Here is a 21,466-nt window from a genome sequence, read left to right on the forward strand (position 1 = left end):
CAGCCCGGGCGGGCTCCAGTGGCGCGCTGCACCCCCCCGGCGGGCTGCGCGCTCGACCTGCCGGGCGGCCAGCACGGGCGTAACCTGCCGCCGAAGGCCCCGGCGAAGTCGCCGCCGCCTCCGTCACTTCGAGGAGGTAGCCATGGTCAATGTCAGGCGCAACCGCACACTCATCTCGGTCGCGACCATCACCACCCTGGGTCTGGCACTCGCCGGATGCAGCGGCGGAGCGGGAGGCAGCGGGGGAGAAGCCACCAGCGCCGGGGGCGGCTCGAGCCCCACCAGCGAGGACTTCAGCGGCGTCACCCTGGACGTCTCGGCCTCCTGGTCCGGCGCCGAGCAGAAGAACTTCGAGGCCGTGCTGGACAAGTTCGCCCAGGACACCGGCGCCACCGTGAACTACACCAGCTTCGGGGACAACGCCTCCACGATCCTGGGCACCCAGATCGAGGGTGGCAACCCACCGGACGTGGCCCTGCTGCCGCAGCCGGCGCTGCTGCAACAGTTCGCCTCCTCCGGTGACATCGTGCCGCTCTCGGACGCGGCCCAGTCGGAGGTGGCGCAGAACTACGGGCAGAGCTGGATCGACCTGGCCACGGTGGACGGCAAGGAGTACGGGGTCTGGTTCAAGGCCTCGAACAAGTCCACCGTCTGGTACAACAAGGACATCTACGACCAGGCCGGTGCCACCGTGCCGAAGACCTGGGACGAGTTCATGCAGCAGCTGCAGCTGATCCAGGACTCCGGGTACTCCGGGATCTCCATTGGCGCGGACGTGGGCTGGCCGATCACGGACTGGTTCGAGAACGTCTACCTGCGCACCGCCGGTGCGCAGAAGTACGACGAGCTCACCCAGCACAAGATCCCGTGGACCGACCCGTCGGTGACCAAGGCTCTGCAGGTGCTGGCGCAGCTGTTCAGCAGTGACGTGGTGGAGCCCGGTGCCGCTCAGCGCACGTTCCCCGAGTCGGTCACCGAGATGTTCGGTGCGGACCCGAATGCGGGGACCGTGTACGAGGGTGACTTCGTCGCCGGGAACATCACCGACGACGGCAACTCGACGGTCGGGCAGAACGCCCTGTTCTACGACTTCCCGTCCATCGACGGCTCCGCTCCGGCGGTGGTCGGTGGCGGTGACGTGGCTGTGGCGTTCAACGACGACCCGGCCACCGATGCGCTGATGCAGTACCTCGCCTCCCCGCAGGCTGCCGAGATCTGGATCCCGAACGGCGGGCTCACCTCACCGAACCAGGCCGTGGACACCTCGGTCTACCCGGACGACACCTCCCGGCAGATCGCCGAGGCACTGGTGAACGCCGAGACGTTCCGGTTCGACATGTCCGACCTGACCCCGAGCGCCTTCGGCGGCACCGAGGGCCAGGGCGAGTGGCAGATCATGATCCAGTTCCTCGAGGACCCGAGCGACATCCAGGGCACCCAGCAGGCGCTGGAGGATGCCGCCCAGGCCGCGTACAAGTAGCCCGGCGAGCACCGAGCACCCGGCCGGGCCTGCGCGGGCCGGCCGGGTGCCCGGGCCAGCCGTGAGTGGAGACCCGTGAGTACCGCAACGACCGGGGCACGGCCCCGAGCCGGCACGCCCCGGCGCGGAACCGGCCACCGCCGGCGCCGGTCCGTCCTGGTGGCGCTGGCGTTCCTGGCGCCCGCCCTGGTGTTCCTTGGCGCGATCCTGGTCTACCCCGTGGTCTACACGGTGATCAGGTCCTTCTACAGCGCCTCGGGCGATCAGTTCGTAGGCTGGTCGAACTACCTGGCCATGTTCACCAGCGACTCGACGTTCACCGCGATCCGCAACAACGTGATCTGGGTCGTGGTCGCCCCGTTCTCCTGTACCGCCCTCGGGCTGGTGTTCGCGGTGCTGATGGAGAAGATCAGCTGGGCGACCGCGTTCAAGCTGATCGTGTTCATGCCGATGGCGATCTCCATGCTCGCCGCCGGGGTGATCTTCCGCGGTATGTTCCAGCAGGACCCCGACCACGGGGTGGTGAACGCGGCGATCGTGGCCGTCACCGACGCGTTCGGCGGACCGCAGGCCTCGCTCCCGGGTGCCGGGCCACGCCAGGAGGTGGGTCTCTCCGCCTCCGACGGCGGCGCAATCAGCGCCGACCAGGCCGTGCAGGTGGGCACGGTGCAGGACTTCCCGCTGGTCGGTGTGCGCGCCGACGAGGTGCCCTCCGGCGCCGCACAGGCCGAGACGGCGCCCGCCCCAGGCCCGGACCAGATCACCGGCACCGTGTGGTTGGACGTGGTCCGCGGCGGCGGCGGCACGAACGGCCAGATCGACCCGGGCAAGCCCGGTCTGCCGGGCGTACGTGTGCAGGCGGTCGGCCCGGGCGGCCAGGTGGTGGCCAGCACCACGACCGACGACACCGGCCGATACACCCTCAGCGGCCTGGACCCTGGCCAGTACTCCGTGGTGCTGCCGGCCACCAACTTCGAGACCGGCTTCACCGGCATCAACTGGCTCGGCCCCTCGTTCATCACCGCGGTGGTGATCCTTTCCTTCGTGTGGATCTGGGCAGGTTTCGCGATGGTGATGATCGCCTCGGGCCTCTCCGCCATGGACCGCTCGCTGCAGGAAGCCGCGCGCATCGACGGCGCCAGCGAGTGGCAGGTGTTCACCCGGATCACCGCACCCTTGCTGATGCCGGTGCTGCTGGTGGTGTTCGTGACCCTGATCGTGAACGTGCTGAAGACCTTCGACCTGGTCTACGTGATCCCACCCGGCAACGCCAAGCCCGCGGCGAACGTGATCGCCGTGGAGATGTGGCGGGTCTCCTTCGGCGGCGGCAACGACCAAGGTCTGGGCAGTGCGCTGGCGATCTTGCTGCTTGTGCTCGTGCTGCCCTCGATGATCCTGAACATCCGTCGCTTCCGAGCAGACCGGCAACGATGAGCGCCGCCAGCACCGAGGCTCGCGAGGGCGCCACGGGAGTGCGCACCCGGCCTAGCGCCGCCTCACGCGTGGTCGGCTTCTTCACCTCGGGCATCGTGCACCTGGTGCTCATCGTGGTGGCGCTGTTCTGGTTGATACCGTCGCTCGGGCTGCTGCTCCTCTCCCTGCGCAGCTCCGGCGACAATGCCGCCAGCGGCTGGTGGACGGTGTTCACCAGGCCCGCCCAGCTCACCCTGGAGAACTACCAGAACCTGCTCGCCAACCCCACGATCACCGGATCGCTGTGGAACACGGTGATGATCGCGGTACCGGCCACGGCCGCGGTAGTGGTGATCGGCGCCCTGGCCGGGTACGCGTTCGCCTGGTTGACCTTCCCCGGCCGGGACTGGCTGCTGGTGGTGGTGATCGTGCTGCTGGCGGTGCCGATCCAGGTGGCGCTGATCCCGCTGGCGCGGCTGTTCGGCGACCTGGGCATCTTCGGCACCGTGTTCCGCGTGGTGCTGTTCCACACCGGGTTCGGGCTGCCGTTCGCGATCTTCCTGCTGCGCACCTTCTTCACCCAGATCCCCGGCGAGCTGCTCGAGGCCGCCCGGATCGACGGCGCAGGGGAGCTGCGCATCTTCGCCACCGTGATCATGCCGCTGGGCGGGCCGGCGATCGCCTCGCTGGCGATCTTCCAGTTCCTGTGGACCTGGAACGACATGCTGGTGGCGCTGATCTTCACCGACTCCCAGTCCCAGCCGCTGACCGTGGCGATCCAGAGCCAGCTGCGCCAGTTCGGGGCGAACATCGACGTGCTCTCCTCCGGCGCGTTCTTCTCCATGATCGTGCCCCTGATCGTGTTCTTCGCGTTCCAGCGCTACTTCGTGCAGGCGCTGCTGGCCGGCTCGCAGAAGTGAGGCCCGAACGTCCGGCGGCAGGAGTTGACGCCGCTAGACTCGGCGCGGACCGCGGAGTGAGGAGGCTCGCAGTTGACAGTGGCGATCATCGGTGCCGGACCGAGCGGGCTGGCCGCGGCCAGGGCCCTGCAGCGCGTGGGGATCCGCGCGGACGGCTACGAGGCCGGTCACGGCGTGGGCGGGCTGTGGGACATCAGCAACCCGCGCAGCACGATGTATTCCTCGGCGCACCTGATCTCCTCGCGCACCACCACCCAGTTCAGCGAGTTCCCGATGCGCTCCGGGGTCGACTACCCGGGACACGCGGCGATGCGGCAGTACTTCGCCGACTACGCCGCGGAGTTCGCCCTGACCGAGCTGTTCCGGTTCCGCACCGAGGTGACCCGGCTGCACCCGGCCACCGGTGGCGGGTGGGAACTGACAGCCCGGCCTGCGCCGGCCGGCCAGCAAGCCCGAGAGGTGCCCGCACGCGAAGCCGCCGCCCCGGACACAGCCGCGGAGCCGGTCACCCGGCACTACGACCACGTGGTGATCGCCAACGGCACGCTCGCCGAACCGAACATCCCCACCTTCCCGGGCGACTTCAGCGGCGAGCTGCGGCACACCAGCCGGTACAAGCACGCGAGCGAGCTCGCCGGCAAGCGGGTGCTGATCGTCGGTGCCGGCAACTCCGGCTGCGACATCGCCGTGGACGCGGTGCACCACGCCACCGCCGTGGACCTGAGCGTGCGGCGCGGCTACTACTTCGTGCCCCGGTACCTGTTCGGTCGGCCCAGCGACACGCTGAACCGCGGCAAGGGCCTGCCGCGGCCGATCAAGCAGCTCGTGGACAAGTGGGTGCTGCGCGCGTTCACCGGGAACCCGGCCCGGTTCGGCTTCCCGGAACCGCAGTATCGGATCTACGAGTCGCACCCGGTGGTGAACACCACGGTGCTCTCCCACCTTGGTCAGGGGGACCTGCAGGTGCGACCGGACATCGACCACTTCGACGGCTCCACGGTGCACTTCACCGACGGCAGCACTGGCGACTACGACCTGGTGCTGCTGGCCACCGGCTACCGGCTCGACTACCCGTTCGTGGACCGGGCCGAGCTGAACTGGCACAGTGCGGCCCCCGAGCTGTTCCTGAACATGGTGCCGCCCCAGGTCAACGGCCTGTTCGTGGTGGGCATGGTGGAAGCCTCCGGCCTCGGCTGGCAGGGCCGCTACGAGCAGGCCGAGCTGGTGGCCGCCTACCTGGCCGCCGAACGGGACGATCCCGGGCGAGCCGAGCGAATGCGCGCCCGCATCGCCGCGGAGCCCTGGCCGGACCTGACCGGTGGGTACCGCTACCTGGGCCTGGACCGGATGTCCTACTACGTGGACAAGCACACCTACCGCACCGCCCTGCGCCGGGAGCTGGAAGCGCTACAGCGCCCCCTCGATGCCCGCCCGCCCGGGCGCGATGGCTCGACCAGGGCGAGCTCCGCCGTCGGGAGCCGTGATGGACGTTGACGAGGTGGTGCTGAACTTCACCCCGGGCACCCTGATGATCCTGAACGTGGTGCTGGCGATGATCATGTTCGGGATCGCCCTGGACGTGGCGCCGCGCGACTTCAAGCAGGTGGCCAAGCACCCTCGCCCGTTCCTGGTGGCGATCGCCGCCCAGCTGGTGGTGCTGCCCGCGGTGACCTTCGGGCTGACGTTCCTGCTGCCGATCGGGCCGTCGATGGCGCTCGGGCTGATCCTGGTGGCCTGCTGCCCGCCGGGGAACATCTCCCAGGTGCTCACCCACCGGGCCGGGGGGAACGTGGCGCTGTCGGTGTCGATGACCGCCGTGGGCAACCTGCTCTATCTGCTCGTGATGCCGCTGAGCCTCGCGTTCTGGGGGTCGCTGCACCCGACGGCGAGCGTGCTGCTGCGGGACGTGGCGCTGGACCCGTGGGAGATGCTGCTGCAGATCTTCCTCATCATCGGGCTGCCGTTCCTGGTCGGGCTGAGCCTGCGGGCGCAGGCCCACACGTTCGCGCAGCGTGTGCAGCCGGTGGTGAAGTGGTTCAGCCTGATCGCGCTGCTCGGCTTCATCGTGGGGGCGCTGGCCGGGAACTGGTCGGTGTTCGTGACCTACCTCGGCCTGATCGTGCTGGTGGTGGCGGTGCACGACGCCGTGTCGTTGGCGATCGGGTACAGCACCGCCGTGGTCGGCCGGCTCGGCACCCCGGAGCGCAAGGCGATGACCTTCGAGGTGGGCATCCGCAACGCCGGGCTCGGGCTAGGGCTGGTGTTCGCGTTCTTCGGCGGCCTCGGCGGGATGGCGATCGTGGCCGGCTGGTGGGGAGTGTGGGACCTCATCGCCGGACTGGTCCTGGCCAGCCTGTGGGCCCGGCACACCAAGCGGCGCAGCGGCACCAGCAAGGGCGACCCCACCGGGCGAAGCCTGCCGACTGCGGCACCGGCCGACCTTGCCGGGGGCACCCGCACGGCAGGGGTGGAGTAGGTGGCCCGGGTGCTGGTGACCGGGGGAGCAGGCTTCCTCGGCAGCGCGGTGGTGGCGAACCTGGCCACGCGGGAGGACGTGCCGGCCGTGGTGTGCACCGACCTGCACCCACCGGGCGAGCTGCCCGCCGGCGTGGAGTTCACCCGCTGCGACGTGAGCGATCCCGGGGCGCTGGAACCGATCTTGCGCGCGCACCGGGTGGACACGGTGGTGCACCTGGCCGCGATCGTCTCGCCAGGGCGGGACGTGGCCGCGGAGTACCGGGTGGACGTGCAGGGCACGGCGAACGTGCTCGCCGCGTGCGTGGCGGCCAGGGTGCGGCGGATCGTGGTGTCCAGCTCGGGGGCGGCCTACGGGTACCACCGGGACAACCCGGCCTGGATCACCGAGGAGCACCCGCTGCGCGGCAACGAGGAGTTCTCCTACTCCCGGCACAAGCGCCTGGTGGAGGAGATGCTCGCCGCCTATCGCCGGGAGCATCCGGAGCTGACCCAGACGGTGCTGCGGATCGGCACGATCCTCGGCCCGGCGGTGGCGAACCAGATCACCGCGCTCTGGGACGGGCGGCGGATCCTGCGGATCGCCGGGTCGGACTCACCGTTCGTGTTCGTGTGGGTGGACGACGTTGCCGAGGTGCTCGCGCGGGCGGCGGCGGGCGGCCCGGCGGGCATCTTCAACGTGGCCGGCCAGGGCAGCCTCACCGTGCCGCAGATCGCCCGGAGGCTGGGCAAACCGCTGCTCACCCTGCCGGCCTGGGTGCTGCGGGCACTGCTCTGGGCCGGCCACCGGCTGCACCTGACCGAGCACGGTCCGGCGCAGGTGAACTTCCTGCGCTACCGGCCGGTGCTGGCCAGCGCGAGGCTCACCGAGGAGTTCGGTTACACCCCGGCCCGCACCTCGGCCGAGGCGTTCGAGGAGTACCTGGTTCACCATCCCGAGGTGCTGGCGCGGCGCCGGTGAGGGCCATCCGCGCGAGCGCGCGGTGCCGTTGAGCCGCGGCGCCCCCGGGGGCCGACCGCACCGGGCCGCTGAACCCCCGCGCCCCGGGGGACCGGACGCCCGGGGAGCCGACCTGATCAGCCCTCGCGACCGCCGTCGACCACCGGCGCCGGCTCGACCGGCCGCACCCCGGGCCGCTTGAACAGCAACGAGACCACGATCCCCAGCGCGCCGATACCGGCCGCCACGAAGAACGCCACCCGCAGCCCGGCCGCGTCCGGCGTGCCGGCCGGGTGCAGGCTGGCCAGCGCGGCCACGGAGACGAACACGGCACCGCCCAGCGCGCCGGCCACCTGCTGCAGCGTGGCCAGCAGCGCCGAACCGTGGGAGTACAGGTCGTCGGAGAGTGAGCCGAGCGCGTCGGTCATCAGCGGCGTCATCATCATCCCGAGGGAGGACATCAGCAGCACGTGCGTGGCGATCACCGCCCCCAGCGGCGCACTGGCACCGAGGACCGCGAGCAGCGTGAGCGCGCCGGTCATCCCCACCGCCCCCGGGATCACCAGCGGCCGGGCGCCGATCCGGTCGTAGAGCATGCCCACCGGCCGGGCGATCGCGGCCATCGTCAGCCCGCCTGGCAACAGGGCCAGCCCGGCCGCCAGGGTGCCGTGGCCGAGCACGTTCTGCAGATAGATCGGCAGCAGGATCGCACCCGCACCCAGGAGCGCCATGAACACCAGCAGGGAGAGGATCAGCGCCAGCCGGTACCGGGCCTGGTTCAGCGTGCGCAGGTCCAGCAGCGGCCGGTTCTCGGCCTGCAGACGGCGCTGGCGCCAGACGAACACGCACAGGCTGGCCACGCCGATCGCGATCGAGGCCCACGGGGGCAGGATGCCGCCACCCTGCCCGATCGAGGACAGGCCGTAGACGAAACCGGCAAAGCCGACCGCGGACAGACCCACGGAGAGCAGGTCGAGCGGGGTCTTGCGCGTCGTCGTCGGTACGTGCAGCCGCGCGATGCCGAAGCCCAGCAGTGCCACCGCGAGGACGAGCACCAGCCAGAACATCCACCGCCAGCCCAGCAGCGCGAGCACCGCACCGCCGACGGTCGGCCCGATCGCCGGCGCCACGCCGATCACGATCGAGATGGTGCCCATCATCGCCCCGCGCCGGTCGGCCGGGATGAGCTTCATCACCGAGGTCATCACCAGCGGGATCATCACCGCGGTGCCGCAGGCCTGCACCATCCGCCCGATGAGCAGCGCCGGGAACCCCATGGACACAGCGGCCAGCAGCGTGCCGGCGGCGAACGAGGAGATCGCGACCAGGAAGACTTGCCGTGGGGTGAACCGCTCGAGCAGGAACCCGGTGGTGGGGATGACCACGGCCATCGTCACCAGGAAGCCGCTGATCAGCCACTGCACGGTGGTGGTGTCCACGTCCATCTCCCGCGCCAGGTGCGGCAAGGCGATGGAGACGATGGTCTCGTTCAGGATCATCACGAACGCCGCGACCACCATCACGCCGATGATCAGTCCCGGGCTGGACGGCATCGCGGTCCGGCGGCCGGTGTGGTCGCTGGTCGGCCCGGCTGTCTCGGACACGCTCACTCCTTCGCTGGCCGCGGCAGGGTCGGGGGCCCGGCTGGTGGGTGCACAGGTCCAGCTCGGGGCGGCGGGTCGGGGGAGATGTGCAACCCGCAGGGGAGCGCGCGGCCTGGCGGAAACGATACCCGCGAGGGCGGCGCGGGCCGAATCTCATTTCGGTGTGGGACAGGCCACACCCGAGCAATCTGGGACGGCAGAGCTGGGCTCCCGCCCGATGGGAACCGGCTTGAGCTGTCAGCCGGGGAACGGCACCCGCGTGCGGAAGTCGTCGGCCACCTGCTCGAAGGTCATCCACTCGACGCCCTCGTGGCTGCCGATGTAGTCGAAGATGCGCTCGAGCATCAGCAGCACCTGGGGGCGACCGGACACGTCCGGGTGGATGGTGAACGGGAACACGCCGTAGTCCATCTCCCGGTAGACCCAGTCGAACTGGTCCTTCCAGAGCTGTTCGACCACCTGCGGGGAGACGAACCCGTGCGAGTTCGCGTTCGCCTTGATGAACATCATCGGCGGCAGGTCGTCGACGTACCAGTTGGCCGCGATCTCCACCAGATCCACCTGGTGCCCGCGCACGAGCGGCTTCATCCACTCCTCGGCCCGCTTGCTGTAGTCGATGTTCGTCCAGGTGTCGCCGACCCGGGCGTAGAAGGGGGTGAAGTCGTCGTAGGACTGGGAGTTGTCATAGGTGAAGCCGTGCTGGAGCAGTAGCTGGGCGGTCCGTTCGCTCATCTCCCACCACGGGGCGACGAACCCTCGTGGCGCACTACCGGTGAGGTCTGTGACGAGCTCCACGCTCTTGGCCAGCACGTCCGACTCCTGCTCGGCCGACATCGCCACCGGGTTCTCGTGGCTGTAGCCGTGGCAACCGATCTCGAAGCCGGCGCTGGCCACTTCACCGATCTGCTCCGGGAAGGTCTCGATCGAGTGCCCGGGCACGAACCACGTGGCAGGCAGCCCGCGGCGCTCGAACAGCCGCCGCAGCCGGGGCACTCCGACCTCGCCGGCGAACATTCCCCGCTGGATGTCGTTCGGTGAGTCCTGACCACCGTACGAACCCAACCATCCCGCCACGGCGTCCACGTGGACGCCGATGCAGACCTTGATCTCCTTGGGCATCGGTGCAGCTCCTCCTAGTTGTTGACCGGTTCGGTGGTTGTCTGGCTGCGGGTGCCGGCGAGCAGGTGCAGCACCACGTGCACGACAAAGGCGATGACCAGCGCCGCGAGACTGGCGGAGAAGTCTCCGGGCAACGGCCACACGTACTGGAACAGCAGGCCGCAGCCAGCTCCGACGATGAAGGAGACGACCGCGAACCAGCGCACCGGTGGCTGCTCGCGGTAGCTGGTGGGCGTGAACGCGCCCCGGCGGAGCAGGAAGTAGTCAGCGATGATCGGGGAGACGAGGGGCACGAACGCGGCGCCGAGCACAGTGATGAAGTCGTTGAAGAACAGCTGGTAGAACGCAAGCGAGCCGAGGATCGTGCCGACCACGCCCACGATCAGCACCAGGCTCTTGCGCTTCACGCCGACACCGAAGCCGTGCAGCACCGGCCCGGTGTACAGCGAGTTGGAGTAGAGCTCGGAGTTCTCCGTCGTCCACAGCGAGGTGGTCCAGACGATCACGCCGATGATCGTGAGCACGAGGCCCTTGGTGTACATCCAGTTGACGAAGTTGGAGTCCCCGGTGGCGATCGAGCCGATGTAGCCGACCACGTTCAGCAGCGGGTTGGTGAGGATGAACGCGGCTGCCGCACCGATGACCACCGCGCGGGTGTTCTTCGCGAACCGCATGATGTCGGCGCCCATCACCGCGCCGGCGATCCAGGCGCCGACCACGATGGTGATGCCGGTGCCGATCGGCAGACCGCCGCGGGTCGAGGCCTCCTGGACCATCGCGTCCCAGCCGCCGTTGTCGTTGAGCATGCCCACACCTGCGTACAGCGCCACCACGAGCAGCAGCGGGGCGATCGGTAGCGCCACCTTCTCGATCGCGGAGATCCCGCGGTAGGCGGTCCAGGTGAACAGGGCGCCGAAGGCGACACAGGTGAGCACCACCTCCAGGGAGACCGGTGCGACGTCCGGGCGTCCGAAGGCAGCCGGGTCGATCACGGTGATGCCGGTGGGATTGCCGAGCAGAACACCCCAGATCTCGCCGATCATCCCCAGGATCGAGGCGAACCAGCCGAGGGTGAGCAGCGCCATGAAGACCATCGGCAGGATGAAGCCGCGGTCGCCGTAGGAGACCTTGGACAGCAGCGCGAGGTTGAAACCGGTGCGCATCGCCGGGATGCCGAGCAGCACGGTCAGGCTGAACAGCACCAGCTCGCCGATGGCGATGGTCCCGACCGCGCCGCCGAGGGTCATGCCCGGCTGGTCGCCTTGGCCCGCGAGCTGCCCGCCCACGATCAGGCCGGTGACGACGAACCCGAACCCGACCCAGATCGCGGCGATGCCGATCGTCTTCCGCCGGGCCGAGCGGGGGACCGGCTCGAGCATGTACTCCTCGTGCTCGTACCCGAGGTCTTCCTCGGTGCGCTGTGTCTCGCTAGCCGGGCTCATCGCTCCTCCATCCCGCTGCGACCGGTGGACGTCGGTACCGCAGCGGCTCGATCGGGCTCTGCCTGCGCACACCTTAATGAGCCTTCGACGGTTTCTGCGGGTGCCGCGCCGTCACGCCGGTCAGGCACACGTCGTGGTGGGGCGGGAGCAGGGCGATGCCGTGAGCCAGCTGTTACGCCTGCGGATTGGGCTGGGACGGATCACGCGCCCCCTGCGCGGAAGCGACGTCGTCGACGATCGCAGCGATGCGGTGCAGCTCGGTGATCAGCGCACGGTAGACCGGCCAGTCCACCCCAGGCGGCAGCCCGCCGGACTGGGACATGCGCCCGGCGAGGCCGTCCAGGCGGTCCTGCACCGGTTCCACCTCCGCATGCGGGTCATGGATGGAGCGCCCGGCATCACGCAGGATCCCGACCCACTGGTCCCGGAAGTACTCGTCCCACCGGCCCTCGGCATGGGTGGACTCCCGGACCGTCAGCGCCAGGTTGCGCAGCGTGGCGATCCCTTCCCCGAGACGAGCGAAGATCTCCTCGTAGTCCACCGGGCCCGCGTTGGCCACCTGTCGGCTCTGCTGTGCCCGCTCCGAGGTCAGATGCGGCCAATGGGTGCTGTCCCGAGGATTCAGCCGTGCACTCTCCCGAGCCACCTGGACCGCCTGTCCCACCGAGGACAACCTCCTGCTGAGCGCCTCGGTCTCCTGCACCCACACCTCGGCACGGTCGGTGTCCCAGGAGCTCTCCAGCTCGTCGGCCATCTCGATGAGGATCTCGCCCATCCGCCGGTTCACCCCGTCCACGTGCCGGGCGGCCTGCCGTTTGCGCAGCGGCGGTGCGATCAGCAGGTTCACAGCCAGCGCGACCGCAACACCGAGCGCAGCCTCCAGCAGCCGGTTGTTCAGCAACGGCTCCTGGGTGCCGAACCCGCTGCCGAGCACGAAGATCGCCGTGGTCGCGATCGCCACTCCCTCGGTCCGCAGCCGGGGGATGCGCGCCCCCAGCAGGCCGACGAAGACGGCGAGGGCGAAGGTCCACAGGTTCACCCCGAGGAAGGTGCCGACCAGGTATGCCACACCCCCCCCGAGCGCACTGGCCACCCAGATCTGCACCCCGCTACGCACCGACCGGTACACCGTGACCTGGACGGTCAGCAGCGCGATCCACGGGGCGAGGAAGGGTAGCTCGGAGTGCAGCACCCACACCGAGATCCACCAGGCCAGGGTCGCTGCGAGCACGCTCTTGAGGACCTGCACCAGGTCGGTGAGCAGGTCGCGGGAGCGCCACCGGTCCGCCAGGCGGCTGGTGAACACTGGTCCTCCTGGGTCGGCTGCGGATGGTGCGCCCTGGTGAACACTGTGCGCCCTCGTGGCCCCACCGGCCAGCCGAACCGGTCGGTCTGGGTGCGCTGCGCGCGGCGTGCTCGCCCTAGTGCGCAGCGCGCGCCTGCTGGCGCAGGTCCTCGATCACCGTGGCGACCCGTTCGGCGGCTCGTGGGGTGACGTAGCCGGTCAGGGCGCCGACCAGCTGCTCGGCGATGGCCCGGACCTTCAGGTTCGTGTCCTGGGAGACCCGGCGGAGCAGCGCGAAGGCTTCGTCGGGGGTGAGGCCGAAGTTGTGCATGAGGATCCCCTTGGCCTGCTCGATGGCCGGCTGCCCGGCGAGCTGCTCGCGCCGTTGGTCGAGCTCGCTGCGCAGCCGTTGCACCTCGGTCAGCTCCGGGGCCAATGCCGCCTCGGGGGTGTGGAACAGGGGGAGCGGCGCGGTGCTGTGGTGGGCCTGCAGCACTGTGAAGGCAGCGTGCGGGGCAGCGACCAGCCGCAGGTCGAGCCGATCGGGCTGGCTGGGGGAGATCAGGATCGCCAGCGCGGACACGGTCAGGTCGTACACCTGGCGCAGGTCCAGGACGATCGCACCCTCCTGGCCCGGCCGCTCCTGCACCCAGGTCTCGACGTGTGCGCGCACCCGGGCGGCGCCGCTGTCGTCGAGGCACCCGGCCAGGGTGAGGATGCCCACCTGCCCGTGCTGGGAGGTGGTCCACGTCAGGTCCGGATCCTCCCCACGCTCGACGACGTGGGCCGACGGTGGGGTCATTGGTCCATCGTCTGTCTGCCCGCCGAAACCCGCAACCGCGCGACCGCCGCCGGCCACATGGTCGTTTCTTTGCGTTCCGCTTGCGTACCGGCAAGAAAGTTCTACAGTCGGGAAGGGATGCGGCACGCTGTGCCGGCATGCAGGGGAACCCATCACCACGACGTCCATCGGGGGACACTGTGACACCGCTCGACCCTGACCCCATCGGAACCGTGCGTCTTCTTCCGGGCTACCCACCGAGCCGGCTGGAGGTGTCCGGGTCGGTGGACGTGAGCCTGTCCGGTGATCTCGCCGAGCTGGTGCGGGAGATCGACGTGCGCGGCGGGCCGGTGGACGTGGACGCCTCGACGGTCACGTTCATGGACTCGGCCGTGCTGGCGCTGCTCGCGCACCTGGCCTACCGGCACCAGGTGCGCCTGTTCAGCCCGCCGGAGGCGGTGTGCTTCCTGCTGGAGACCACCCGGCTGGTGGAGCTCCTCGAGGTGGTGCACTCACCAGCAGCCAGCGCCTGAGACCGGCGCGCCGGCCGGGGCCGGGGGCTACTCCTCGGGGACCCGCACCCGGTGCCGGGTCTCACCGACGATGGCGTTGTGGTTGCCTCCCCAGAACAGGTACTTGGCGCCGAGGTTGATCATGGAGGCGATCCGGTTGCGGTTGCCGAGCAGCTGGGAGAGGTGCACCGCCATCCAGACCAACCAGGCGGGCAGGCCGGTGACCGACGGCAGGTGCGGGATCTGCGCCACGGCAGCCGTGCGGCCGATCGTGGCCATCGTGCCCAGATCACGGTAGGAGAACCGGCCCACGTCAGCTCCGCCGTCGATCTTCGCAGCGAGCAGGCTGCCCACGTACCTGCCGGTCTGCATCGCGGGCTGGGCGAGCTGCGGCAGGGCGCGGTCGCCGTTCTCCACGGCCACGTCCCCGACCGCCCACACCCGGTCCAGGCCCTGGACCTGCAGGTGGTCGTCCACGCTGATGCGGTGCCCCCGGCCCTGCGGCAGGCCCCACTGGGCCACCACGTCGTGCGGCCGCACGCCGGAGGCCCAGATGATCACCCCGGCCGGGATGAGCTCCTCCTCCTTGTCGCCGACCACCACACCGTCGGGGCGTACCTGCTTGACGGCGGTGCCCAGGCGCAGGTCGACGCCTCGCCTCTCCAGGGCGTGCTTGGCGTAGGCCTGGATGTCGTCCCGGAACGGGCCGAGCACGGCGGGCATCATCTCCACCAGGGTGATGTGGGTGCGGCTGGCGTCCAGCTCGGGGTAGGTGACCGGCATGTCGGTGTTGCGCAGCTCGGCCAGGGCGCCGGCGGTCTCCACCCCGGTGGCCCCGCCGCCGACCACCACCACGCGCAGGTCCCCGCTCTGCCCGGCGCTGGCGACCTGCTCCAACCGGGTGAAGATCGCATCACGTAGCGCGATCGCCTGGTTGCGGGTGTACAGCGGCATCGCGTGCTCGGCAGCGCCCTCGATGCCGAAGTAGTTCGCGGTGACGCCGGTGGCGATGACCAGGTAGTCGTAGGACAGCTCGCGGCCGCTGGCCAGGGTGACGGTGCGGGCGTCGTGGTCCATCGCCGTGACGGTGCCGTTGACGAACCGCACCTGTGGGCGCCGGGTGCGCACCGAACGCAGGAAGTAGGTGATGTCGCCAGGGTTCAACGTGGCGGTGGCGACCTGGTAGAGCAGCGGCTGGAAGGTGCTGTAGGCGTGCCGGTCGACCAGTGTGATCCGCGCGCGGGTCGTGCGCAGTGCCTTGAGCACGCTCATCCCGGCGAAGCCGCCGCCCACCACGACGATGTGTGGTGTGCTCCCGGTACTCATCTGTCCACGGTAGGGCGGAAAGAGGCTTGGCGCCGTTCAGGAGGAAGAACGCCGGTGCAGAACGCCGGTGCGAGCGGCGGCTGCCAGGATTACGTACGGAACGTACTTGACGTACGTGAGCGGCGGTAGAGATCATGAGTGTATGGCGTCGAACCGTGGTCCTCGGCACTTTGCCTCCTACACCCAGGCACGTGACCGCTGGTCGCACATCCTCCGGGACCAGCTGGATGTCACCGAGGTGGGTTCTGAGCTCGACCGGCGGAGGCGTGATCGGAGAGAGCGACCTACCCGGCCCGCACCTCGTCGCCGATGCGTTCGGGATGCTCCGTATCGAAGATCAGGGACGCCCGTTTGATCACCTGCAGCCCGTCGGAGACGTCCACCGCAGCGACACCGGGTAGCCGGCCGACCTCGTCGGTGAGGAAGGAGTAGAGCGCGTCGTCGTCGGGCACGGCGATCTCGCCGCTGAGGTTGGTCAGCCCGGTGGTAGCGGCGATGTTCAGCACGTTCGGGTGCGCGGCGAGGGTGCGGCCGACCGCCTCCAGGCGGGCCGGGGTCACCCGCAGCCACAACGAGGCCACCACCGGCTGCCCGATCACCGCCGGCTGGACCACGGTGCGCAGCCGCAGCAGACCGGAAGTCATCAGTGTCTCCACGCGTCGCCGGGCGGTCGCTGGCTGGATTCCCAGCCGCGCACCGAGGTCCCGCCAGGTGCGCCGCCCGTCGTGGGCGAGCAGGTCCACCAGTGCCTGGTCCAGCTCGTCCAGCCCGCGCTGCTGCACCTGACCGTCCTCGGTCCAGTGGTCCAGTCGTTCCGACCGGAGGGAGGCCAGCGCGCCGTCCGGGACCAGGCCGCCGTACCAGCCGTGCGGAGTGGAGTAGCGCCGGATGATCTTCGACGTCGAGCTGCTAATCACCCCGCGCACTGTCGTCAACCGGTCGTTCAGCAACGACATCAGGTGCTTCGTGGAACCCACGTGGAGCTGGGCGGTGCAGTCCAGATCACCGCCCACCACAGAGACGTAACCCGACTCTGGCCACTGCGCCACTGCCCGCGCCACGTCCCCGCTTGCCCCCGGCACGCAGCGCAACCGCAGGAACACGGCGAACCCGTACCCGGCGCGCTGCTGGTCGATCACAGAGACCACCCGGATCCGCTGCTGCTCGAACAGTGCGGACAGCCGCCGGGAGACGGTCGGTGCGCTGGTCCCCACTGCCGCGGCCAAGGCACTGACCCGGCAGCGTGGGTGCGCCAGCAGCGCCGCGACAACCCTCCTGTCCAGCGGTTCGAGTGCAGGTGTTTCCTTCATGATGAGCATGAACACTAGCACTATCGTTCACGCAGCTCGGTTCTCTTGCATTCACTCTCGGGACAGATCAAGCATGCAGCCAGAGAGACCGACTGGCGGATCCGAGGGTGGCTTCATGAGTGCAGTGACGTTGAGCCTGGTGGGTGCCGGGCACCGGGGCGCGGAGTCCTACGGCGACTACTGCCTGCGCTTCCCTGAGCGCGCCCGGGTGGTCGCAGTCGCCGAACCCGACCCGGTGCGGATGCAGCAGTTCGTGGACGCCCACCGCATCCCGCCCGAGGGCCAGTTCCGCACCTGGGAGGACCTGCTTGCCCAGCCGCGCCTCTCCGACGCCCTGGTGGTGGCCACCCCGGACCAGCTCCGCGACGGACCGGTGGTCACCGGCGCCCGGAAGGGGTATGCGCTCCTGGTGGAGAAGCCGTTCGCTCCCACCGAGGACCAGCTCGATGCGATGTCCGCAGCCATCACTGACAGCGGTGCGTTCGTGGGCGTGGCGCACGTGCTCCGATACACCCCGTTCTACCGCACCGTGAAGGACCTGATCGATCAGGGCACAGTGGGCCGCCTCATCCACATCGACCAGACCGAGGACATCGGCTACTGGCACTTCGCACACAGCTACGTGCGTGGCAACTGGCGCCGGCAGGACGAGACCACCCCGATGCTGCTGGCCAAGTCCTGCCACGACCTGGACCTGCTGACCTGGCTCATCGACGAACCGGCCACCTCGGTCTCCTCCGCCGGCAGCCTGACCCACTTCACCCGCCAGCACGCTCCCGCGGGAGCACCGGCGCGCTGCACCGACGGGTGCCCCGCGGCCGAGAGCTGCCCGTTCTTCGCCCCCCGCCTGTACCTGGACCGGATGAAGAACCACCCGATCTGGCCGGTCACCGCCGTCACCCGGGACACCAGTCCGGAGGCTCGGCTGCGGGCGCTGCAGGAGGGCCCGTACGGTCGGTGCGTGTACCACTGCGACAACACCCAGCCGGATCACCAGGTGGTCACCATCAACTTCCCCGGCGGTGTGATCGCCACCCTGCGCATCGGGGCGTTCACCGGCTCGAACACCCGGACCATCCGCCTGCTCGGCTCGCACGGGGAGATCAGCGGCCGCTTGGACACCGGCGAGATCGAGGTGCGGCGCTTCCTGCCCGCCGCCGGAAGCGGGGTGCAGGACTGGCCTCGCTGGGACCGGGACGCCCTCGGCCGCTCCGGTATGCCCGACGACGAGACGTGGACCATCTCCGCCGGCCCGGGCACCGACCCGGACGAGGCGGCGACCGGCAGGGAGAGCGACGGGCACGCCGGCGGCGACGACGGATTGATGCACGAGTTCGTCGAGCAGGTGCAGCAGTGGAAGGCCGGCCGGGGAGCGGCACTGCCCACCGAGCTCCGCGACGCTGAGCGCAGCCACCGGATCGCCTTCGCCGCCGAACGCTCCCGGCACTCCGGCCAGACCGTGGGGCTGACCCGGTGAGCGGGCCCGACGGTGCGGCGGTGCTCCGGCTTGCTGAACGTGTGCTCGGCCAGGCCGAGCAGATCGAAATCGCAGCGTTCGACGGCGACACCTCGCCTGCCCAGCCCACCCTCCCGGCGTATCAGTACAGCGCAGCCGGGGGAGTGCTCCGGGTGCTGGCCACCGACACGGTCGCCGCCTGCGCCGGCCTGTACGCCTACGTCAAGGACGTCCTCGGCGCGCAGGTCAGCTGGGACACGGCGCTGCCGCTGCGGCCGAGCACGCCCTGGCCGGTCGCGGATCCGGTGCGGCGCAGCACCCCGGCCGAGCACCGCTACTACCTGAACGTGGTGGCCACCGGCTACTCCGCTCCGTACTGGGACTGGCAACGGTGGGCGCGGGAGATCGACTGGATGGCGCTGCACGGCATCACCACCCCGCTGATGATGGTCGGCCACGAGGCCATCCTCGCCCGCGCGTTCACCGACCACGGTGCGGACCCGGCCCAGGTGCGCACCTGGCTCGGTTCCGCCGCGCACCTGCCCTGGACGCTGATGGGCTGCACGAACAGCTTCGGTGGCCCGCTGCCGGAGGACTGGTTCGAGGATCGTCTCGACCTCGCCGGGAAGATCCTCAGGCGGATGCGCGAGCTCGGGATGCGTGCGGTGCTGCCCGCGTTCGGCGGCCACGTGCCCGACGCCATCGCCAGCCCGGACACCGACCGCACCACCTGGCAGGGATTTTCCACCGCCTTGCTGGATCCGCAGGAGCCCCGGTTCGGGCAGATCGCCGAGTCGGTGGCGACCGTCCAGGCTGAGCTGCTCGGTACTGACCACCTCTACAGCGCCGACCCGTTCATCGAGTCGATCCCGCCCAGCGGTGACCTGGCCGACCTGGCCGAGCACAGCCGCACCGTCTACGCCGGTATGACCGCTGCTGACCCGGACGCCGTGTGGGTGATGCAGGCCTGGCCGTTCCACTACCACCGTCAGTTCTGGACCACCGAACGGATCGCGGCCGTCACCAGTGCTGTGCCCGACGGCCGGCTGCTGCTGCTCGACCTGTGGGCCGAGCATGCGCCCGTGTGGGACGACGGGCGCGGTATCACGAGCACGCCCTGGTTGTGGTCGGTGGTGCACAACTTCGGTGGCCGGTTCTCCGTGCACGGAGACCTGCACGGCCTGACCCGCGACCTGGGCGGGGTGCTGGACACTGCCCGAGCCGCGGGGACCGCGGATGCGCCTGGCGACGGAGTGGGCCGACTGGTCGGCACCGGGCTGGCCATGGAAGCGATCGAGAACAACCCGGTGTTCTACGAGCTGGCCACCGACCTGACCTGGCGGACCCCGGACCTGGAGGCCTGGGTGCACGACTACGTCCGGCAACGCTACGGCCTGAGCCAGGCTGCGCCGTCGACCATCGGTGCCGCGACCCGCGCCTGGGAGCTGTTGCTGACCACGCTGTACCGACCGGGAGCGAGTCGCTCCACCCCCTCTCCGCTGATCGCCCGGCCGTGGGAGGTGGCCCCGCCGTTCGCCCGCCAGCGTAGCGCCGGGGAGTTCCTGGACCCGGACGCGCCGGTGATCATCTCCGCCAACATCGACGCCGAGTCCGACCCGCGCGTGGAGGGCGACCTGCCCGCCATCGCCGACGCCGCCACGCACCTGCTCGAGGCCGCCCGCGCCCGACCGGGCCCAGAGGTTGCCCACGACCTCGTGGACCTGCTCACCCATCTCATGGCCCAGCGCAGCCGCGCGGTGATCCGCGCCGCCTCCGCCGCCGCTCAGGCAGGAGAGGTCGACGGCGTTGCTCACCAGGGCGAGATCCTCGCCCGGGCCGTGGCTGATTTGGACCGACTGGCTGCCACCCAGCGCGACCGGTTGCTGGGCACCTGGCTCACCCAGGCAGCCCGTTGGGGCCGCGACGAGAGCGAGCGGGCCACGCTCGTGCGCGATGCCCGCCGGCTGCTGACGGTCTGGGCCCGCCAGGACTCCGGCCTGCACGACTACTCCGGCAGGCACTGGTCCGGACTGCTCGCCGACTTCTACACGCCGCGCTGGCAGCTGTGGATCGACTACCTGGCCCAGGTGGCCACCCACGGGGCCGACACCGACCCTGGCCAGTTCCGCTCCGCCGTCGTGCAGCTCGAGGAGGATTGGGTAGACGAGCCGAGCCTCGGGGAGACCGAACCACGTGGCGACCTCGTCGCGATCGCCACCGAGCTGCTGGACCGGTACCGGGAGCCGCTCGACTGACGGTGGTCCGCCTGGTGGCGCGCCAGGTCAGGGTGTGGTGTCGAGTGTGGCGAGCCCTGAGTCCATCCAGGCTGCGATCAGCCGTTGGTCTGCGGACACTGCGACGAGATCGTCGTCCCGGGCCGAGTACGCCGCAGCGTAGTGCACCGCGTCGTAGCCTCGGAGGTCGTAGTGTCCCGCCGCCCACGCCGCATGCTTCATGAGGGATTCGTCAACCTCGAGAACGTCGATCGACTGCCACAGCTGCTCCAGGACGTCCTGCGCCGCCAGCCTCGAGTTCGCATCGATCCGCCCGGTGCGAACCGCCATGGCGAGCGCGGCTGTGGCCTCCACATAGACCAGGCGAGTGCCAAGAACCCGGTTGGCCTTCTCCCACACCTCGGTGCACGTGGCACTCGATGGTTCCTGGACCAGGAGCGGAACCACGGCAGAGGTATCGAGATAGATGATCACCGCCGCTGCTCGGCGACCAGGTCGCTCACCACGGCACCAGCGTCGACCGGACTGGGGAGCTTGCCCTTCCTGCGGCGTGCCGGGGTGACCTTGCCGTCGGCGATGAGCTGCTCGAGCACTGTGGGCGCTCCGGCCGGCACGATCCTGGCGATGACCTTGCCATGGTCGGTGACGACGACCGTGTGCCCCTCCTTCACGCGGGCGAGCTGCTTGCTGAGGTTGTCCCGTAGTTCCCGGACGCCGAGGTTCATGACCGCCCTCCATATGTGGCGCTTTCGCGACAGGTATATGTGGCCATTATTGCCTATGGTCAAGACTCGCTCAACCGGCAACGACCCCGGCGCAGACGCATCGATGCGCCGTGCTCAGGGCACGAGGCGGCGAATGGCTGCGACGTCCTGCGGTAGAGAGACGGAGAGAGCCCGCCAGAAGATCCGATGGTCGATGAACCCGTACTCGTGAGCGACGATGTTCGGCATCGCCTTGATCTTTGCCCACTCAATCTCGGGATGGTCCTGGATGAAGGTGGGCGAGTCGCGGTCCAGTCGTGACACCGCCTCACCCAGGCGGTGCAGCAGCGCCTCGGCCACCAGCTGCGTGGGCCGATCGGTGTAGAAGTTCTGCTCGCCGCGCGCGGTGACGTACTCCTCGATCTCGGCGGCGAACCATAGCATGTCAGCGAGGGCCCGCTGCGT

19 protein-coding genes are annotated in these 21,466 nt (G+C 69.8%); 9 read left to right on the forward strand and 10 right to left on the reverse strand.

The features are described from left to right. Positions 1 to 142 precede the first annotated feature (142 nt). From K338_RS0114000 to K338_RS0114025, 6 genes are all read left to right on the forward strand, one after another. A complete protein-coding gene (locus K338_RS0114000; protein ID WP_022918797.1) occupies positions 143 to 1,480 on the forward strand; it encodes an ABC transporter substrate-binding protein in 1,338 nt (445 codons plus the stop codon). Positions 1,481 to 1,555: 75 nt separating this feature from the next. Continuing rightward, a complete protein-coding gene (locus K338_RS0114005) occupies positions 1,556 to 2,914 on the forward strand; it encodes an ABC transporter permease (RefSeq protein ID WP_022918798.1) in 1,359 nt (452 codons plus the stop codon). Then, positions 2,911 to 3,813 (forward strand): carbohydrate ABC transporter permease, encoded by a 903-nt coding sequence (locus tag K338_RS0114010; protein ID WP_022918799.1) that lies wholly within the window; start codon positions 2,911 to 2,913, stop codon positions 3,811 to 3,813. Before K338_RS0114005 ends, K338_RS0114010 begins: the two co-directional genes overlap by 4 nt. 78 nt (positions 3,814 to 3,891) lie before the next feature. Next, positions 3,892 to 5,307, forward strand: a complete 1,416-nt coding sequence (locus tag K338_RS22800) for a flavin-containing monooxygenase (protein ID WP_022918800.1) — start codon at positions 3,892 to 3,894, stop codon at positions 5,305 to 5,307. Beyond that, positions 5,297 to 6,289: a bile acid:sodium symporter family protein gene (locus K338_RS22805; protein WP_022918801.1), complete on the forward strand. Its 993-nt coding sequence runs from the start codon at positions 5,297 to 5,299 to the stop codon at positions 6,287 to 6,289. Before K338_RS22800 ends, K338_RS22805 begins: the two co-directional genes overlap by 11 nt. Further along, complete coding sequence (locus tag K338_RS0114025; protein ID WP_022918802.1) at positions 6,290 to 7,249, forward strand: SDR family oxidoreductase; 960 nt, start codon at positions 6,290 to 6,292, stop codon at positions 7,247 to 7,249. It abuts the gene before it with no gap. 116 nt (positions 7,250 to 7,365) lie between these two features. On the opposite strand, the gene K338_RS22810 is transcribed toward K338_RS0114025, so the two are convergent. The 5 genes from K338_RS22810 to K338_RS25665 form a co-directional block, all read right to left on the reverse strand. Continuing rightward, positions 7,366 to 8,832 carry a DHA2 family efflux MFS transporter permease subunit gene (locus tag K338_RS22810; RefSeq protein ID WP_245542973.1) on the reverse strand — a complete coding sequence of 489 codons (1,467 nt, stop codon included), beginning with the start codon at positions 8,830 to 8,832 and terminating at the stop codon, positions 7,366 to 7,368. A gap of 237 nt (positions 8,833 to 9,069) precedes the next feature. Then, the gene (locus tag K338_RS0114035) at positions 9,070 to 9,951 is read right to left on the reverse strand and encodes a polysaccharide deacetylase family protein (protein WP_022918803.1); all 882 of its coding nucleotides are present in this window, start codon (positions 9,949 to 9,951) and stop codon (positions 9,070 to 9,072) included. Between the two features lie 14 nt (positions 9,952 to 9,965). Beyond that, on the reverse strand, positions 9,966 to 11,393 hold the full coding sequence (locus K338_RS22815) for a purine-cytosine permease family protein (protein WP_022918804.1): 1,428 nt from the start codon (positions 11,391 to 11,393) through the stop codon (positions 9,966 to 9,968). 172 nt (positions 11,394 to 11,565) lie between these two features. Further along, positions 11,566 to 12,699, reverse strand: coding sequence for an FUSC family protein (locus tag K338_RS0114045; RefSeq protein ID WP_022918805.1), 1,134 nt, complete (start codon positions 12,697 to 12,699; stop codon positions 11,566 to 11,568). Positions 12,700 to 12,814: 115 nt separating this feature from the next. Continuing rightward, on the reverse strand, positions 12,815 to 13,480 hold the full coding sequence (locus tag K338_RS25665; protein WP_022918806.1) for an ANTAR domain-containing protein: 666 nt from the start codon (positions 13,478 to 13,480) through the stop codon (positions 12,815 to 12,817). Positions 13,481 to 13,692: 212 nt separating this feature from the next. Between K338_RS25665 and K338_RS0114055 the strand changes: the two genes are divergently transcribed. Continuing rightward, positions 13,693 to 13,992 carry an STAS domain-containing protein gene (locus K338_RS0114055; protein WP_169579557.1) on the forward strand — a complete coding sequence of 100 codons (300 nt, stop codon included), beginning with the start codon at positions 13,693 to 13,695 and terminating at the stop codon, positions 13,990 to 13,992. Between the two features lie 27 nt (positions 13,993 to 14,019). Here the strand turns inward: K338_RS0114055 and K338_RS22825 are convergent, their stop codons facing one another. Together K338_RS22825 and K338_RS22830 are read right to left on the reverse strand one after the other, a co-directional pair. Further along, positions 14,020 to 15,297: an NAD(P)/FAD-dependent oxidoreductase gene (locus K338_RS22825; protein WP_022918808.1), complete on the reverse strand. Its 1,278-nt coding sequence runs from the start codon at positions 15,295 to 15,297 to the stop codon at positions 14,020 to 14,022. Positions 15,298 to 15,581: 284 nt separating this feature from the next. Beyond that, positions 15,582 to 16,607, reverse strand: coding sequence for an Lrp/AsnC family transcriptional regulator (locus K338_RS22830; protein WP_211218239.1), 1,026 nt, complete (start codon positions 16,605 to 16,607; stop codon positions 15,582 to 15,584). A gap of 115 nt (positions 16,608 to 16,722) precedes the next feature. On the opposite strand from K338_RS22830, the gene K338_RS0114070 reads away from it, so the two are divergent. After that, positions 16,723 to 18,084: a Gfo/Idh/MocA family protein gene (locus K338_RS0114070; protein WP_027286851.1), complete on the forward strand. Its 1,362-nt coding sequence runs from the start codon at positions 16,723 to 16,725 to the stop codon at positions 18,082 to 18,084. Beyond that, the gene (locus tag K338_RS0114075; RefSeq protein ID WP_022918811.1) at positions 18,081 to 20,318 is read left to right on the forward strand and encodes an alpha-N-acetylglucosaminidase; all 2,238 of its coding nucleotides are present in this window, start codon (positions 18,081 to 18,083) and stop codon (positions 20,316 to 20,318) included. The genes K338_RS0114070 and K338_RS0114075 overlap by 4 nt, the downstream gene beginning before the upstream one ends. A 27-nt stretch (positions 20,319 to 20,345) precedes the next feature. Here the strand turns inward: K338_RS0114075 and K338_RS0114080 are convergent, their stop codons facing one another. From K338_RS0114080 to K338_RS24600, 3 genes are all read right to left on the reverse strand, one after another. Beyond that, positions 20,346 to 20,771, reverse strand: a complete 426-nt coding sequence (locus tag K338_RS0114080) for a type II toxin-antitoxin system VapC family toxin (protein WP_022918812.1) — start codon at positions 20,769 to 20,771, stop codon at positions 20,346 to 20,348. Then, positions 20,768 to 21,022 carry a type II toxin-antitoxin system Phd/YefM family antitoxin gene (locus tag K338_RS0114085; RefSeq protein WP_022918813.1) on the reverse strand — a complete coding sequence of 85 codons (255 nt, stop codon included), beginning with the start codon at positions 21,020 to 21,022 and terminating at the stop codon, positions 20,768 to 20,770. The genes K338_RS0114080 and K338_RS0114085 overlap by 4 nt, the downstream gene beginning before the upstream one ends. Before the next feature lie 114 nt (positions 21,023 to 21,136). Further along, positions 21,137 to 21,445, reverse strand: coding sequence for a HepT-like ribonuclease domain-containing protein (locus tag K338_RS24600; protein ID WP_157612471.1), 309 nt, complete (start codon positions 21,443 to 21,445; stop codon positions 21,137 to 21,139). Positions 21,446 to 21,466 lie beyond the last annotated feature (21 nt).

The organism is Ruania albidiflava DSM 18029, from assembly GCF_000421225.1.
Lineage (GTDB): Bacteria > Actinomycetota > Actinomycetes > Actinomycetales > Beutenbergiaceae > Ruania > Ruania albidiflava.